Below are 14,320 nucleotides of genomic sequence, written 5' to 3' on the forward strand. Positions count from 1 at the left end.
TCCGGCCTGGGGCCGGAGGGATGAGCGGCGGCTCATGCGGCGGTCGATTCACAGCCTCGATCCGCCAGACACTGCCTTCCATCTTGTGCTTTCGGCGGCATTGCGCGGGGGAGGAAGGCGCCCCGCGCGCTGACCGACTGCCTCTTTGGTTCGGTCCCTGGACGGATGCCTCGCGAAAGCGCTGTCCCCGGCCCCCTGTCCCTTGCCAGGTCAGACACCATTGCCTTGTATAGCCTCGGGTGTGTGGGGGATTTCAGCCGAACGCACAGCCCAGTTCGCAAGTACATCGCGCTCGTTGGCGCCGCTGGTTGACAAGCCAGCGCGCTCTTGGCCACATATGCAGGTGGCGCGTGCAAGCTATTGGCAACAGAGCGTAATTTAGCCGGAGCTTGCAAGGTGAAGGACAGATGCAGAATACCGGGGGTTGAAGTCATGGAATGGAAGCGAGGAGGAAATCGGACGCGCAAATTTATTGCGTTGGGTGTGGCATCTTGCTTGATTAGCCTGGTTTCGGCGGCTTCGGCCTCGCAGCAGAAGTTCGACCTCGATGATGCGCCCGACAAGCCCGCCGCGCAAGCGCAGGCCACCGGGGAAGCACTCTGGCCCGTGCCACCGCGGACCCAATGGGGACAGATAATCACGCAAAAGGGGCCCAATGTCTGGAAAGACGCGGTGTTCACTGATCCCGAGGGGCGCTGGCAGATCGTGTATCCGGCGACGCTGACCGAGCAGCATGGCGATGCCTTGGGGCGCGACCGCTGGTTCTCCTATCCTGGGCAGCCGCAGATAATGTGTGGCGCTATGCTGGTGCGTGGAGCCTTCAGGTCGCTCGGCGATAATGCGATAGCGGAGGCACCGAGTGCGCTGGTGCGGGATCCTGGCGCCTATGTTTTGCAGGCTGCTGACCGCGCGGTGCCGGTCCTGTCCCAAAAGGTCGTCACGCTCGCTCCGCCCGGCGGGGTGAGCGGCAAGCCGGTACAGGCGGTGACGTTCGACCAGCGGGGCAAGCTTTTCAAGCTGCTGGGGGTCGACCGCGAAGTTTTCGTTCGGCACGTGCTGGTTTCTGATGGTTCGGACCTGCTGGATGTGTTCTGCAGCGCGCAACCGGGGCAGAAGGGTTGGGTGGAAAAGCAGGCACTGGCTGCGGTCCGCCTGACCACTGCAGCACGGACACCGCGATGACCGGGCGCATTGCCGAGGCCGCTTGTGTGCTGGCGGCGGCATGGCTTGCCAGTGCCGCGCCCGCCCATGCGCAGCCGCTGACCATCAAGGAAAAGTTGGTTCTGGGCAGCTTCAACATGTGTTGGGAGGGCGAGGAGCAGGGCAATCTTGCGACGCGTCTGAAAGAAAATGGCTTCCGGCTCGCGCCGAATTCCGAAACTCTGTACATGCGGCAGGAGCAGAACACGACGATCCTGTTTACCGCCTATTACGGGAAGGATCCGGAGGGCGGGCCGGAAACCATGTGCCGCATCACGGCGCTGAAACCGCAGATTGTCAGCCCCTGGACACCCAAAAACCCGATCTTCGATGACTTTTCCGGTCTGCTTGAGAGGATCGTAGATGGCGCCGCAACGATGGGAAGTGGCTATCGCCTGACCGCGATGCGCGAAATCGAGCCCGGCAACCGCGATCTGCGCCGCACCAGGCTGTACCTCGACGAACGGGTACGGGGCCGTTTGATCCATATCGAGGAAGCACCGACCTATTACGAGTTCGTGTACATCAACTCACTGCGCAGCCGGATCGCCAGCCCAGCGACCCTCTCGGAAATCATCCGGCCTGATGCGCGGGCCGCGATGCAGCTGATGGTGGATGACAGCTGGGAAGTGGCATTCTGCCGTCTTAATCCGCAAAACTGTCTGACCGAGGAACAGCGGCGGCAACAGGCCGAAATGGCCGCGCGCGCATCACAGCGGCGCGAGCCCATTCCCATCCCGTTCAGCGGCATTGGTGCCATCCGTTCGGGCGACAATCGCAGCAACGAACAACGCCAGCGTGATCGGGCGTTTTGGGATAATTATCACCGTTGTGGAAGCGGGCGATGTTGAACGGGGCGCGGCGCCCTCAAATCAACTCATCCTCATCCAGCAGCCGGTCGTTCAGCAGCGCCTCGGTAATCTGATCCACCCTTTGCTCGACATCGCCAAAGCGCATCACCTCGGCGATGTGCACCAGGGCGTCGCCCTGGTTGACCACCGGCAGCACCGCGTGGCCGATGATGATGCCTTCGATCGGGGCGCGGAATTCTTGTCCGTCGTCGCCGAAAATGCCCGAGACGCGGCCGATGACCTCGCCCTTCTTCACCGCGTCGCCGGAGCTGCGCGCCATCGTGCACAGCCCGCCGCGTGGCGCGCGGACCCAGATGGCGCGGCGGCAGCGGGCGGGGAGGGTGACCGTCGTCGCCTCCGGATGCGGCTGGATCATGCCCAGATGCGCCATCACGTTGAGTACGCCGTTGACGCCGCAGCGCACCGACAGCTCGTCGAAGCGCAGCGCCTCGCCCGCCTCCATCAGCAGCATGTCGACGCCTTCGCCGCGCGCGATGTCGCGCAAGCTGCCGGGGCGCAGCGGGCTCTCGATCACCGCATGCGCGCCGAACAGCATCGCGAGCTCGCGCAGCCGCTCGTTATCGGGCGCGATGCGGATCTGCGGCAGGTTGTAGCGGTGCACCGCGGCGCTGTGGATGTCGATGCCGAGCGAGCAGTGGCAGACCACCTCTTTCAGGAACTTGTTGGCGAGCTGCGCGGCGAGCGATCCCTTGGCGCTGCCGGGGAAGGAGCGGTTGAGATCGCGCCGGTCGGGCAGATAGCGGCTGTGCTGCTGGAAGCCGAAGATGTTGACCACGGGCAGGAACAGCACCGTGCCCGCCATGCTCGCCGCATCCAGCTTGGCGAGCACGCGCTGGATCACGGCGGTGCCGATGATCTCGTCGCCATGGATCGCGGCGGAGACGAAGATGCACGGGCCGGGCTTCGCGCCATGGAGCACGCGGACATAGAGGCTCGCGGGCAGCCCGGTCGCGGTGTTGCTGACGGGAATCGCGATCGTCGCCGAGGTGCCGGGATCGATGCTGACGCCCGCCATCGCGAAGGGGCTCGCGGCGCTGGCGTCGGCGGCGGCGGTGGTCGGTTCAGGCGTCTCGTCGGTCATGCAGCCCCCCTCGGCCCCGATCATGGTGCGTCTGGCTTGCGCGAGGGGCCGGTCGGGAGTATGACGCCAGGGTGACAGCAGGCGCAAACACTTTGTCGTGCGCCGCATTGCTTTTGTCCTGACCCGCGCTTGACAGCATGGGCGACTCCGCCTATGCGCGGCTTTCATTTTCATTGAGCGGCTTAAAAACAGGCTTTGCATCGTCCCAATGCGAGGTCTGCGATTTTTGCGCTTTGTGGTTTTGAAGCGATGAGATGGGGCTGGCGGCAGGTGCCGCGCCCTGTGGAGCAGGAGACTTAAGTAGTGGCACGTATCGCCGGGGTGAACATCCCCACCAACAAGCGCGTTATCATCGCGCTCACCTATATCCATGGAATTGGTCCCGCCAAGGCACTGGAAATCGCCGACAAGCTGGGCATCGACCACACCCGCCGCGTTCAGGACCTGAGCGACGCCGAGGTGCTGCAGATCCGCGAAACGATCGACGCCGATCACACCGTCGAAGGCGACCTGCGTCGCCAGACCGCGATGAACATCAAGCGTTTGATGGACCTGGCCTGCTATCGCGGCCTGCGTCATCGCAAGGGCCTGCCGGTTCGTGGCCAGCGCACGCACACCAATGCGCGCACCCGCAAGGGCAAGGCCAAGCCGATCGCCGGCAAGAAGAAATAAGGCCGCCGGGGCGCGCTTGCGTCCCGCCCTTGTTTTCTTTTCCCGCAATCCCCTTATTCCAGGATATTATATATGGCACGCGAACCGCAGAGGCTCAAGAAGCGCGAGCGCAAGAACATTTCGGCCGGCATTGCTCATGTCAACGCCAGCTTCAACAACACTATGATCACCATCACCGACGCCCAGGGCAATGCGATCAGCTGGTCCTCGGCCGGCATGATGGGCTTCAAGGGCAGCCGCAAGTCGACCCCGTACGCCGCACAGGTCTGTGCGGAAGACGCGGGCCGCAAGGCTGCCGAGCACGGCGTCCGCACGCTCGAAGTCGAAGTCAAGGGCCCCGGTTCGGGCCGTGAATCGGCGCTTCGTGCGCTGCAGGCGGTGGGCTTCACCATCACCTCGATCCGCGATGTGACGCCGATCCCGCACAACGGGGTTCGTCCGTCCAAGCGGCGTCGCGTCTGACACCCAGGCTGTCGTTCGGGGTGGCGGACGCGCCACCCAAACAATTTCCGGCCGGGGCTCCCAAGCGCGACATATGAGCGTCGCCCCCGCCCAACACTCAGGGGAAGTCCATGACTGTCAACATCAAGAACTGGCAGGAACTGAAGAAGCCGAACGGTCTTGAAGTCAAGAGCGGCGGCGATCCCAAGCGCAAGGCAACCTTTGTTGCAGAACCTCTCGAGCGCGGCTTCGGCCTGACGCTGGGCAACGCGCTGCGTCGCGTGCTGCTGTCGTCGCTGCAGGGCGCCGCGATCACCTCGATCAAGATCGAAAACGCGCTGCACGAGTTCTCCTCGCTCGCCGGCGTGCGCGAAGACGTGACCGACATCGTCCTCAACGTGAAGCAGATCGCGCTGAAGATGGAAGGCGAAGGCCCCAAGCGGCTGCAGCTTTCGGCCACCGGTCCTGCCCAGGTGAAGGCGGGCGACATCGCCGTTTCGGGCGATATCGAGGTGATGAACAAGGATCTGGTGATCTGCCATCTCGACGATGGCGCGACGCTGAACATCGAACTGACCTGCGACACCGGCAAGGGCTATGTCCCCGCCGTCGCCAACCGTCCGGTCGATGCGCCGATCGGCCTGATCCCGGTCGACTCGCTGTTCTCGCCGATCCGTCAGGTGTCGTACAAGGTGGAAAACACCCGCGTCGGCCAGGAACTGGACTATGACCGCCTGTCGCTGACCATCGAGACCGACGGCACCGTGACGCCCGAGGACGCCGTCGCCTATGCCGCGCGCATCCTGCAGGACCAGCTGGCGCTGTTCGTCCATTTCGAGGACAGCATTGCCACCGCCACCACCGGTTCGGTCAGCCAGGCCGCTCCGGAAGAAGGCGATGCCAACCAGATCAACCGCTATCTGCTCAAGAAGGTGGACGAGCTGGAACTGTCGGTGCGTTCGGTCAACTGCCTCAAGAACGACAACATCATCTATATCGGCGATCTGGTCCAGAAGACCGAAGCCGAGATGCTGCGCACCCCGAATTTCGGTCGCAAGTCGCTGAACGAAATCAAGGAAGTGCTCTCCAGCATGGGTCTGCGCCTCGGCATGGACATCCCCGGCTGGCCGCCCGAGAATATCGAGGAAATGGCCAAGAAGCTGGAACAGGAACTGCTGGGTTAAGCCTGTTATCCCTCTCCCCACCGAGGGAGAGGGTTGCGAAGACTTGGGGCCGCGGGCCCCTAGTCGCAGCTGGGTGAGGGGGCAAGGCGGGTGCGATCCCGCTCCCCCCTCTCCAAGTTTCGGTAGCGGGCAAGCCCGCAACCTCCACTATCCTCTCCCTCGCGGGGGAGAGGAGGGTAAAGGCAAGACCCTGATTTGCCAGGACCGGGGTACCTGAAACGGCCCCCTTACGAACGGAGTAAAAGAAATGCGTCACGGAGTAGGCAAGCGCAAGCTGCAGCGGACCAGCGCCCATCGCATCGCGATGCTGCGCAACATGGCGGCCTCGCTGATCAAGCACGAACAGATCACCACCACGCTGCCCAAGGCGCGCGAACTGCGTCCCTATGTCGAGAAGCTGATCACGCTGGCCAAGCGCGGCGGTCTTTCCAACCGTCGTCTGGCGATGTCGCGCCTGATGGACGATGCGCAGCTGGTCAAGCTGTTCGACACGCTGGCGCCGCGCTATGCCGACCGCGCCGGCGGCTATACCCGCGTGCTCAAGGCCGGTTTCCGCGCTTCGGACGCCGCGCCGATGGCCGTGATCGAACTGGTCGACCGCGATACCAGCGCCAAGGGCCAGGATTCGGGCCCGGTCATGACCGAGGAAGAATACGAAGGCGCTTGATGCCGAACGGCGGAGATGGTCTCCGCCGTCATTCCCGCGAAAGCGGGAATCCCGCTTTGGCTCCAACGGGGCACGGAAGCGGGACCCCCGCCTTCGCGGGGGTGACGACTGAAATTGCATGCGGATATCCGCATCCCGGATTGCCAGACAGGCCGCGAATGCTAAGTTCGCGGCCTGTTTTCGTTTGCCCAATCAACAACATGAAGGATCGCACATGCGCCACCGCGCCATTCTTGCCGCCTTGCTGGGAACCGTCGCCATGACCCTCGCCGTGCCCGCCTCCGCCAAGGACGCGCCCATCGCCTATCCGGTCACCGAAAAGGTCGACACGGTGGAAGAGCAGTTCGGCGTCAAGGTGGAAGACCCCTATCGCTGGCTCGAGAACGATGTCCGCGTCGACCCCAAGGTCGCCGCATGGGTCGAGGCGCAGAACAAGGTCACCGACGCCTATCTCGAGACGCTGCCGGGCCGCGCTGCGCTCGCCCAGCGGATGCGCGCGCTCTATGACTTCGCGCGCACCGGGGTTCCGCGCGAGGCGGGCGGGCGCTATTTCTTCACGCGCAATTCGGGGCTGCAGAACCAGTCGGTGCTGTACGTCAAGGACAGCGCCACCGCCGCCGAGCGCGTGCTGATCGATCCCAATGCCTGGGCCAAGGATGGCGCGACCGCGCTCGACGCCTGGGTGCCTAGCGAGGACGGGACGAAGCTGATCTATTCGATCCAGGACGGCGGCAGCGACTGGCGCACGGCCAAGGTGCTCGACGTCGCGACCGGCAAGGTGCTCGAGGACGAGGTCAAATGGGTCAAGTTCTCCGGGCTCGACTGGGACAAGGCGGGCAAGGGCTTCTATTATTCGCGCTTCCCCGAGCCCGACAAGGCGGGCGAGTTCCAGTCGCTCAACACCAATCAGGAAATCCGCTATCACGCGCTCGGCACGCCGCAGAGCGCCGATCCGCTGATCTATGCGACCCCGGACGAGCCCCAGCTCAACCATGTCGCCGAGGTCTCGGACGATGGCCGCTTCCTGCTCGTCACCTCATCCTCGGGCACCGACGAGCGCTACCGGCTGACGATGATCGATATCGCCGATCCGGCCAAGCGCCGCGTGCTGGTGCCCGAGCTCAAGAACGACTGGCAGATGGTCGGCATGGCGGGGGACCGCATCTATTTCGTCACCAACAAGGATGCGCCGCGGCTCAAGGTCGCGGCGATGCCCGTCACGGGCGACGAGACCAGCATCCAGACGATCGTGCCCGAAAGCGAGGCGGTGATCGACGGCGCGTCGGTGGCCGGCGGCAAGCTGATCGTCAGCTATCTCAAGGATGCGCATGATGTGGTGAAGCTGTTCGATCTCGACGGCAAGCCTGCGGGCGATCTGCCGCTGCCGGGCATCGGTTCGGTCGGCGGCTTCGACGGCGACCTCGATTCGACCGAAACGTTCTTCGCCTATTCGAGCTTCAACCGGCCGACGACCATCTATCGCTATGACCTGAAATCGGGCGCGGTCTCGACCTGGGCCGAACCGAAGCTGGCATTCAACCCCGACGATTATGTCGTCGAACAGCGTTTCTATGCCAGCAAGGACGGCACGAAGGTGCCGATGTTCATCGTGAAGAAGAAGAGCGTCACCGGCCCCGCGCCGACGCTGCTCTATGGCTATGGCGGGTTCAACATCTCGGTGCTGCCCAGCTTCTCGCCGACCCGGCTCGCCTGGCTCGAACAGGGCGGGGTGTACGCCCAGGCGAACATTCGCGGCGGCGGCGAATATGGCAAGGCGTGGCACGATGCCGGGCGGCTCGCCAACAAGCAGAACGTGTTCGACGATTTCATCGCGGCGGGCGAATATCTGATCAAGGAAGGCGTCACCGGCAAGGACCAGCTCGCGATCGAGGGGCGCTCGAACGGCGGTCTGCTGGTGGGCGCGGTGGTCAACCAGCGGCCCGATCTGTTCGCGGCGGCGCATGCCGCGGTCGGCGTGATGGACATGCTGCGCTTCGACCGGTTCACCGCCGGGCGCTACTGGGTCGACGATTACGGCTATCCGTCGAAGGAAGCCGATTTCCGGACGCTGATCGAGTATTCGCCCTATCACACGATCCGCAAGGCCGACTACCCGGCGGTGATGGTCTCTACCGCGGACACCGACGACCGCGTGGTCCCCGGGCACAGCTTCAAGTATACCGCGAAGCTGCAGGCGACCGAGGCCGGCGACAAGCCGCACCTGATCCGCATCGAGACCCGCGCGGGACACGGATCGGGCAAGCCGACCGACAAGATCATCGAGGAATTTTCGGACATCTACGCGTTTCTCGCGCACTTTACCGGCTTGAAGATCGCGGGCGAGTAAATTGAACGGGGGCTGGCGGCAAAGCTGGCCCCCGCACCCATGGGCGCGCGAACGCGCGAGGGTCAATCAGCGACGTGCTTGGTCTTGCGGTCCGCGGATTCGTCCGACGGTTCGAACAGACGCCAGTTATGGCGATAGCGGATCATCGGCTTGTCGCAGGTGATGCAGTTGCTGCGCCAGTCGACGCCGTCCCACCAGACGCGATCGCGGTCGCGTTTGTGGCCTGAAATCATGCAGGACAAAGGAATTCGAATCGGCACAGCGCCTCCTTATTGAGTCCGGGCACGGGCAGAAAGGGAATTTGCCCTGAATATGGGGCATTTTTGCGCGCGCGCTACCGGAATGACGTCAGGGGCCATGCTTTCCCCTCTCGGGTCGCACAAGGCGACGCTTGCCCTTCAGGCGGCTGGTGAGGTGAAACTGCCCGCAGCGGTCGCAAGCATAGGGGCGCAGCTCGATCGATGCCGCGAGCGCCGCACGCACCGCGTCTTCTTCGCTGGCGAAGCGCTGCTTGCGTTGGCAGATCGACAGGCGGGTGCGGGGCATTTTTGCAACAGGCGTCCGGATTATGCGGGGGTGGCGTGCGGCCATATTGCACGAGCCGCGCGCTTTGCGCCATGACCCGCGGATGACACAGAACCTCCGGCGTCGCGCCCTGACCGCCCTGGCCCTTGCGGCCTCGATCCTCCCCGCCAGTGCTTTCGCCCAGGCCAAGCCTGCGCCGATCAGCGAGAGCGAGGTGCGCGCGCATATCGCGGTGCTCGCCAGCGACGAGTTCGAGGGGCGCGGCCCCGGCTCGGCGGGCGAGACCAAGACGCTCGATTATCTGGCGAAGACCTGGGCGAGCTATGGCCTGGTATCGGGCACCAATGATGCGGCGCGTCCCTGGTTCCAGCCGGTGCCGCTGGTCGAGCGCAAGCCCTATGCGCAGGCGGTCAGCGCCAGCGTGCGCGGCAAGGTGCTGAAGCTTGCCGAGGATGGCGTGGCGCTCTCGGGGCGCAACCCGACCGACCGGGTCACCGGCGAGCCGCTGTTCGTCGGCTTTGGGGTCAATTTGCAAGGCGAAGTGTATGCCGATGTGAAGGGCAGGATCGTGCTGATGCTTGCGGATGAACCGGTCATTGAGGGCGGGGTCAAGCTGCCCACGGCGCGCGAGCGTCAAAAGTTGCTGGCCGGGGCAGGTGCTGCTGCGGTCCTCGTAGTGCCGCCACCCGGCGCACCATGGGGAGGGATGCGTTCCCAGATTGCGACTGGATCGATGCGGCTGGCCAGCGACGATATAGGTGCCCCTATTGGGGGCCTGGTGCGCGGAGATGTGGCAGACACTCTGTTGCGCACAGCCCGGCTCTCGATGCTTGATGCGCAGTTGAGGGCCGCCAACCTTGATTTCGCCCCGGTGACGCTGCCGGTGACGCTCGACCTTGCTACCAGCACCAGCGTGCGCGCGTTCGATAGCCATAATGTCATCGGCAAGATCCCCGGCAGCAAGCCCGGATCGGGCGCGGTGCTGCTGCTCGGCCATTGGGACCATTTCGGCATCTGCCGCAGCGAGGAGGCCGAGGACCGCATCTGCAATGGTGCCGTCGACAATGCGAGCGGCATGGCGGTGCTGCTCACCGTCGCCGAGCGGCTGGCGCGGGGCGCGCCGATGGAGCGTGACGTCTATGTCATGGGCACCACCGCCGAGGAGCGCGGACTGCTGGGCGCCTATTATTTCGCCGATCATCCGGTGGTGCCGTTGAAGGACATCCTGGTCGCGCTCAACGTCGATACCGTGGCGATCGCGCCCGCCGGGGCCCCGGTGGCGCTGGTCGGGCGCGGCGAGAACGGGCTCGACGAGATTGTCGACAGGATCGCGACCGATCTTGGCCGCAAGGTCGATGCCGACAAGGAAGCCAATGCTTTCATCCGCCGCCAGGATGGCTGGGCGCTGGGTGCCAAGGGGGTGAAATCGATCATGGCGGGCGGCTCGTTCAGCGACATGGCGATGCTCCAGGCGTTCCTCACCACCGTCTATCACCAGCCCGATGACGAGCTGACCGATGCGACCCCGCTGGGCGGCGCGGCGGACGATGCCAATCTGCATGTCGAACTCACCCGGCATTTTGCCGATAGCGCGAAATATACGCCCGCACCCACTGGCGATTGACGCGCGGCTTGGTTACATGGGCCGCCACTGAAACCGGATTCGCTGAAAGAAAGTGGCACCCGCATGGACATCCCCCTTGGCCTGACCTTCGATGACGTTCTGCTGCGCCCGGCAGCGTCGGAAATCGTGCCCAGCCAGGCGGACACGACCACACGGCTGACCAACAGCATCCGGCTCAACATCCCCGTGCTGTCCTCGGCGATGGACACGGTGACCGAGGCGAGCATGGCGATCGTCATGGCGCAGCTGGGCGGAATCGGGGTGCTCCACCGCAATCTGAGCATCGAGGAGCAGATCGCGGCGGTGCGCCAGGTCAAGCGCTTCGAGAGCGGCATGGTGGTCAATCCGATCACCATCACCCCCGATGCGCCGCTCGCCGAAGCGCAGGCGCTGATGCGCCAGCATGCTATCTCGGGCATTCCGGTGGTCGAACCCTCGGGCAAGCTGGCGGGCATCCTCACCAACCGCGACGTGCGCTTTGCAGAAAACCCGGCCCAGCCGGTGCGCGAGCTGATGACCTCGGAAAATCTCGCCACCGTGCCCGCCGATGTCGGCCAGGACGAGGCGCGGCGCCTGCTGCACCAGCGCCGGATCGAGAAGCTGCTGGTGGTCGACAAGGACTATCGCTGCATCGGCCTGATCACGGTCAAGGACATCGAAAAGGCGGTGATGAACCCCGATGCGACCAAGGACGCCGCGGGCCGTCTGCGCGTCGCGGCCGCCTCGACCGTGGGCGAGGCGGGACTCGAGCGCAGCAAGGCGCTGATCGATGCCGAATGCGACCTGATCGTGGTCGATACCGCGCATGGCCATAGCAAGATGGTCGCGGTCGCGGTTGAGGCGATCAAGAAATACTCGAACCATGTCCAGGTGATCGCGGGCAATGTCGCGACCGCAGGCGCCACGCGTGCGCTGATCGATGCGGGGGCGGACGGCGTCAAGGTCGGCATCGGCCCGGGATCGATCTGCACCACGCGCGTCGTCGCGGGCGTCGGCGTGCCGCAGCTCACCGCGATCATGGAATCGGCGGAAGAGGCGGACAAGTCGGGCATCCCGATCGTCGCCGATGGCGGCCTGCGCACCTCGGGCGATGCGGCCAAGGCGCTCGCCGCCGGGGCCTCGACGATCATGATCGGGTCGATGCTCGCGGGCACCGAGGAAGCGCCGGGCGAGACCTTCCTGTACCAGGGCCGCGCCTACAAGAGCTATCGCGGCATGGGCAGCGTCGGCGCGATGGCGCGCGGCAGCGCCGACCGCTATTTCCAGCAGGACATCAAGGACCAGTTGAAGCTCGTCCCCGAAGGCATCGAGGGCCAGGTTCCGTACAAGGGGCCCGCACGCGACGTCGTCCACCAGCTGGTCGGCGGCATCAAGGCGGCGATGGGCTATACCGGATCACCGACGATCGAGGCGCTGCGCCGCAATGCCGAATTCGTGCGGATCACCAATGCGGGCCTGCGCGAAAGCCATGTCCACGACGTGTCGATCACCCGCGAGGCGCCGAACTACCCGACGCGCTGACGGGCGATGATCGAGCTCGTCCCCTATATGCTGATCCTGGCCTGGTCGGTACCGGGCCAGCCCGGCAGGGTCGAGGTCGAACGGGTCAACCAGCTGTTCGCCAGCGCCGAGCAATGCGAGCGCGCGGCGACGGACCTTGTCGCATCGCTCCGGCGCGACGGCGTGACGCATGTCTGCATGCCGGCGCCGGGCTCCGAAGAGTTCGACACGCTGTTCCGCCAGCTCGATGCCGAGGCCGACAAGGCGCGGCGCGAGGGCGGGGAATGACGCCCTCGGCCCGCGTCCAGGCGGCGATCGATCTGGTCGATGCGATCCTTGCCGCCGCGCGCGGCCAGGGGGCGAGCGCGGACACATTGGCGCGCCAATTCTTCCGCGAGCGGCGCTATATGGGATCGGGCGACCGGCGCGCGGTGCGTGACCTGGCCTGGCGCGCGGTGCGGCGGTTCGGCGAGCTGCCGCAGAGCGGGCGCGCGGCGCTCGCCGGGCTGGCGCGCGAGGATGATGCGCTTGCCGAGCTGTTCGACGGTTCGACCTATGGTCCGGCGCGGCTCGGCGAGAGCGAGCCGGTGGCCGCCGGTGGCGTTATTCCCGCATGGATCGAGGCGCTGCTGCCGCCGCTGTTCGATGAAGCGGAGCAAGCGGCGCTGCTCGAGCGCGCGCCGCTCGATCTGCGCTACGATCCGGCGCGGACCGATCCGGATGCCTTGCGCGCGATCTGGCCCGAGATCGTGTTCAGCGACGCGCTGCCCCGCGCCGCGCGGCTGCCCGGCAATAGCCCGGTCGAAGCCAGCGCGCCCTGGCAGGCGGGCGCGATCGACGTGCAGGACTGGGGCAGCCAGGCAATCGTGCAGGCGTGCCTGGGCGATCAGGCCCCTTCGCTGGTAATCGACCTGTGCGCGGGCGCGGGCGGCAAGACGCTGGCGCTCTCCGCGCTGCTGCCCGAGGCGCGGATCATCGCATCGGACACCAGCCGCGACCGGCTGCAGGCGATGGAGCCGCGCCGCAAGCGCGCAGGACCCGACCGGATCGAGCCGCTGCTGCTCGACCCGAAGCGAGAATGGGAGCGGCTCGCTTCCTTCGAGAGCCAGGCCGATCTGGTGCTGGTCGACGCGCCGTGCAGCGGATCGGGCACCTGGCGGCGCAATCCCGAAACGCGCTGGCGGCTCACCCCCGACCGGCTGGCGCGCGTGGTCGCGGAACAGGCGCGGCTGATCGAGATCGCCCAACGGCTGGTGCGGCCCGGCGGGGCTTTGGTCTATGCTGTGTGCTCGCTGCTGCCCGACGAGGGGCCACGCCAGGCCGCGCGCGGCTTGTGCCAACGGGAAGGCTGGACTATCGTCAACCCCGATATGCAGATTGGCCGCCTGATCGGAGCCGATGGACGGCTGAGCGATGCGCCGCAAAGCGGCGGATTCGCTGGCCGACTGCTCACCCCGCATCACGACGGCACCGACGGCTTTTTCTTCACAAGAGCCCGGCGGTCATGATAGCGTTACGCACTGCCTGGGAGATCTTCATGCGTTTTGCGCCCGCCGCCATTGCCCTGTCGCTCGTTCTCGCGACCGTTTCCAGCACCGGGATCGGCCAGCCGGTCCGCTATGCGGTCAACCCGGCCTCGCAACTGCTGGTCGACGAAGGCGCCAAGGCCCAGACAGCCGGCAAGCTCGACGAGGCCAACGGCCTGTACGAAGCCGCGCTCGCGGTCGATCCGGGCAACCGCACCGCCTATATCGCGCTCGCGCAGGTGGCGAGCGCGCAGGGCCTGCCTGGCAAGGCGATCCGCTATTATCGCGAGGCGCTTCGGCTCGACCCGAATGATGTCGCCGCGCTGGCAGGCCAGGGCGAGGCGATGATCCAGCGCGGCGCGGTCGAAAAGGCGCGGCGCAATCTGGTCCGCATCGAGGCCTTGTGCACCACCGGCTGCACCGAAGCCGGCCGCCTGCTCGCCGCGATCGACAAGGCCGCGGCCAAGCCGGTGCTCTCGGCCGAAGCGGTGGCCTCGACCCCCACGGTGACCGAGCAGCCTTGAACTCAGAGCCGACACCAGGCTCAGTTTCCAACCTCCGCTCAGCCTGAGCCTGTCGAAGGCCCCGCATCAAGGTTGCTGGAATGTGCGACGTCACCCCCGCGCAGGCGGGGGTGTGGATTCACGTTTGAAGTGCAACACTGGTTTGAATGTCATGGAA

15 protein-coding genes are annotated in these 14,320 nt (G+C 65.5%); 12 read left to right on the forward strand and 3 right to left on the reverse strand.

What is annotated here, in order from left to right; genetic code table 11:
- Positions 1-495 precede the first annotated feature (495 nt).
- Positions 496-1,182, forward strand: coding sequence for a hypothetical protein (locus DM995_RS00195; protein WP_116968101.1), 687 nt, complete (start codon positions 496-498; stop codon positions 1,180-1,182).
- Positions 1,179-2,051 (forward strand): hypothetical protein, encoded by an 873-nt coding sequence (locus DM995_RS00200; protein ID WP_157973017.1) that lies wholly within the window; start codon positions 1,179-1,181, stop codon positions 2,049-2,051. Before DM995_RS00195 ends, DM995_RS00200 begins: the two co-directional genes overlap by 4 nt.
- Before the next feature lie 16 nt (positions 2,052-2,067).
- On the opposite strand, the gene DM995_RS00205 is transcribed toward DM995_RS00200, so the two are convergent.
- Positions 2,068-3,153 (reverse strand): succinylglutamate desuccinylase/aspartoacylase family protein, encoded by a 1,086-nt coding sequence (locus DM995_RS00205; protein WP_232823946.1) that lies wholly within the window; start codon positions 3,151-3,153, stop codon positions 2,068-2,070.
- 303 nt (positions 3,154-3,456) lie between these two features.
- Between DM995_RS00205 and rpsM the strand changes: the two genes are divergently transcribed.
- The 5 genes from rpsM (at position 3,457) to DM995_RS00230 (ending at position 8,464) form a co-directional block, all read left to right on the forward strand.
- Positions 3,457-3,825 (forward strand): 30S ribosomal protein S13, encoded by a 369-nt coding sequence (gene rpsM / locus DM995_RS00210; protein WP_023836211.1) that lies wholly within the window; start codon positions 3,457-3,459, stop codon positions 3,823-3,825.
- Positions 3,826-3,897: 72 nt separating this feature from the next.
- Positions 3,898-4,287: a 30S ribosomal protein S11 gene (gene rpsK / locus DM995_RS00215; protein WP_023836212.1), complete on the forward strand. Its 390-nt coding sequence runs from the start codon at positions 3,898-3,900 to the stop codon at positions 4,285-4,287.
- Positions 4,288-4,397: 110 nt separating this feature from the next.
- Complete coding sequence (locus DM995_RS00220) at positions 4,398-5,450, forward strand: DNA-directed RNA polymerase subunit alpha (protein ID WP_116968103.1); 1,053 nt, start codon at positions 4,398-4,400, stop codon at positions 5,448-5,450.
- Positions 5,451-5,697: 247 nt separating this feature from the next.
- Positions 5,698-6,117 (forward strand): 50S ribosomal protein L17, encoded by a 420-nt coding sequence (gene rplQ / locus DM995_RS00225; protein ID WP_116968104.1) that lies wholly within the window; start codon positions 5,698-5,700, stop codon positions 6,115-6,117.
- Positions 6,118-6,331: 214 nt separating this feature from the next.
- Entirely contained in the window at positions 6,332-8,464 is a 2,133-nt protein-coding gene (locus DM995_RS00230) for a prolyl oligopeptidase family serine peptidase (protein ID WP_116968105.1), read from the forward strand.
- Between the two features lie 62 nt (positions 8,465-8,526).
- On the opposite strand, the gene DM995_RS21065 is transcribed toward DM995_RS00230, so the two are convergent.
- On the reverse strand, positions 8,527-8,724 hold the full coding sequence (locus DM995_RS21065; protein ID WP_157973018.1) for a hypothetical protein: 198 nt from the start codon (positions 8,722-8,724) through the stop codon (positions 8,527-8,529).
- Positions 8,725-8,812: 88 nt separating this feature from the next.
- Complete coding sequence (locus DM995_RS00235) at positions 8,813-9,010, reverse strand: hypothetical protein (RefSeq protein WP_116968106.1); 198 nt, start codon at positions 9,008-9,010, stop codon at positions 8,813-8,815.
- Positions 9,011-9,092: 82 nt separating this feature from the next.
- On the opposite strand from DM995_RS00235, the gene DM995_RS00240 reads away from it, so the two are divergent.
- The 5 genes from DM995_RS00240 to DM995_RS00260 all read left to right on the forward strand — a co-directional run bounded on the left by DM995_RS00240 (position 9,093) and on the right by DM995_RS00260 (position 14,163).
- The gene (locus tag DM995_RS00240) at positions 9,093-10,613 is read left to right on the forward strand and encodes a M28 family peptidase (protein WP_116968107.1); all 1,521 of its coding nucleotides are present in this window, start codon (positions 9,093-9,095) and stop codon (positions 10,611-10,613) included.
- A 63-nt stretch (positions 10,614-10,676) separates the two neighbouring features.
- On the forward strand, positions 10,677-12,134 hold the full coding sequence (gene guaB, locus DM995_RS00245; protein ID WP_116968108.1) for an IMP dehydrogenase: 1,458 nt from the start codon (positions 10,677-10,679) through the stop codon (positions 12,132-12,134).
- Between the two features lie 6 nt (positions 12,135-12,140).
- Positions 12,141-12,401 (forward strand): hypothetical protein, encoded by a 261-nt coding sequence (locus DM995_RS00250; RefSeq protein ID WP_116968109.1) that lies wholly within the window; start codon positions 12,141-12,143, stop codon positions 12,399-12,401.
- Positions 12,398-13,621: an RsmB/NOP family class I SAM-dependent RNA methyltransferase gene (locus tag DM995_RS00255; protein ID WP_116968110.1), complete on the forward strand. Its 1,224-nt coding sequence runs from the start codon at positions 12,398-12,400 to the stop codon at positions 13,619-13,621. The genes DM995_RS00250 and DM995_RS00255 overlap by 4 nt, the downstream gene beginning before the upstream one ends.
- Positions 13,622-13,650: 29 nt before the next feature.
- A complete protein-coding gene (locus DM995_RS00260) occupies positions 13,651-14,163 on the forward strand; it encodes a tetratricopeptide repeat protein (protein WP_116970246.1) in 513 nt (170 codons plus the stop codon).
- The last annotated feature ends 157 nt before the right edge of the window (positions 14,164-14,320 follow it).

It is taken from the genome of Blastomonas sp. UPD001, assembly GCF_003426715.1.
In the GTDB taxonomy this organism is placed as follows: Bacteria; Pseudomonadota; Alphaproteobacteria; order Sphingomonadales; family Sphingomonadaceae; genus Blastomonas.

Coding starts and splice junctions, on each gene's coding strand:
- DM995_RS00260 (WP_116970246.1), top strand. CDS start 13,651: ATGCGTTTTGCGCCCGCCGCCATTGCCCTGTCGCTCGTTCTCGCGACC.
- DM995_RS00200 (WP_157973017.1), top strand. CDS start 1,179: ATGACCGGGCGCATTGCCGAGGCCGCTTGTGTGCTGGCGGCGGCATGG.
- rpsK (WP_023836212.1), top strand. CDS start 3,898: ATGGCACGCGAACCGCAGAGGCTCAAGAAGCGCGAGCGCAAGAACATT.
- DM995_RS00220 (WP_116968103.1), top strand. CDS start 4,398: ATGACTGTCAACATCAAGAACTGGCAGGAACTGAAGAAGCCGAACGGT.
- DM995_RS00230 (WP_116968105.1), top strand. CDS start 6,332: ATGCGCCACCGCGCCATTCTTGCCGCCTTGCTGGGAACCGTCGCCATG.
- guaB (WP_116968108.1), top strand. CDS start 10,677: ATGGACATCCCCCTTGGCCTGACCTTCGATGACGTTCTGCTGCGCCCG.
- DM995_RS00235 (WP_116968106.1), bottom strand. CDS start 9,010: ATGCCCCGCACCCGCCTGTCGATCTGCCAACGCAAGCAGCGCTTCGCC.
- DM995_RS00250 (WP_116968109.1), top strand. CDS start 12,141: ATGATCGAGCTCGTCCCCTATATGCTGATCCTGGCCTGGTCGGTACCG.
- rplQ (WP_116968104.1), top strand. CDS start 5,698: ATGCGTCACGGAGTAGGCAAGCGCAAGCTGCAGCGGACCAGCGCCCAT.
- DM995_RS00205 (WP_232823946.1), bottom strand. CDS start 3,153: ATGACCGACGAGACGCCTGAACCGACCACCGCCGCCGCCGACGCCAGC.
- DM995_RS00255 (WP_116968110.1), top strand. CDS start 12,398: ATGACGCCCTCGGCCCGCGTCCAGGCGGCGATCGATCTGGTCGATGCG.
- DM995_RS00240 (WP_116968107.1), top strand. CDS start 9,093: ATGACACAGAACCTCCGGCGTCGCGCCCTGACCGCCCTGGCCCTTGCG.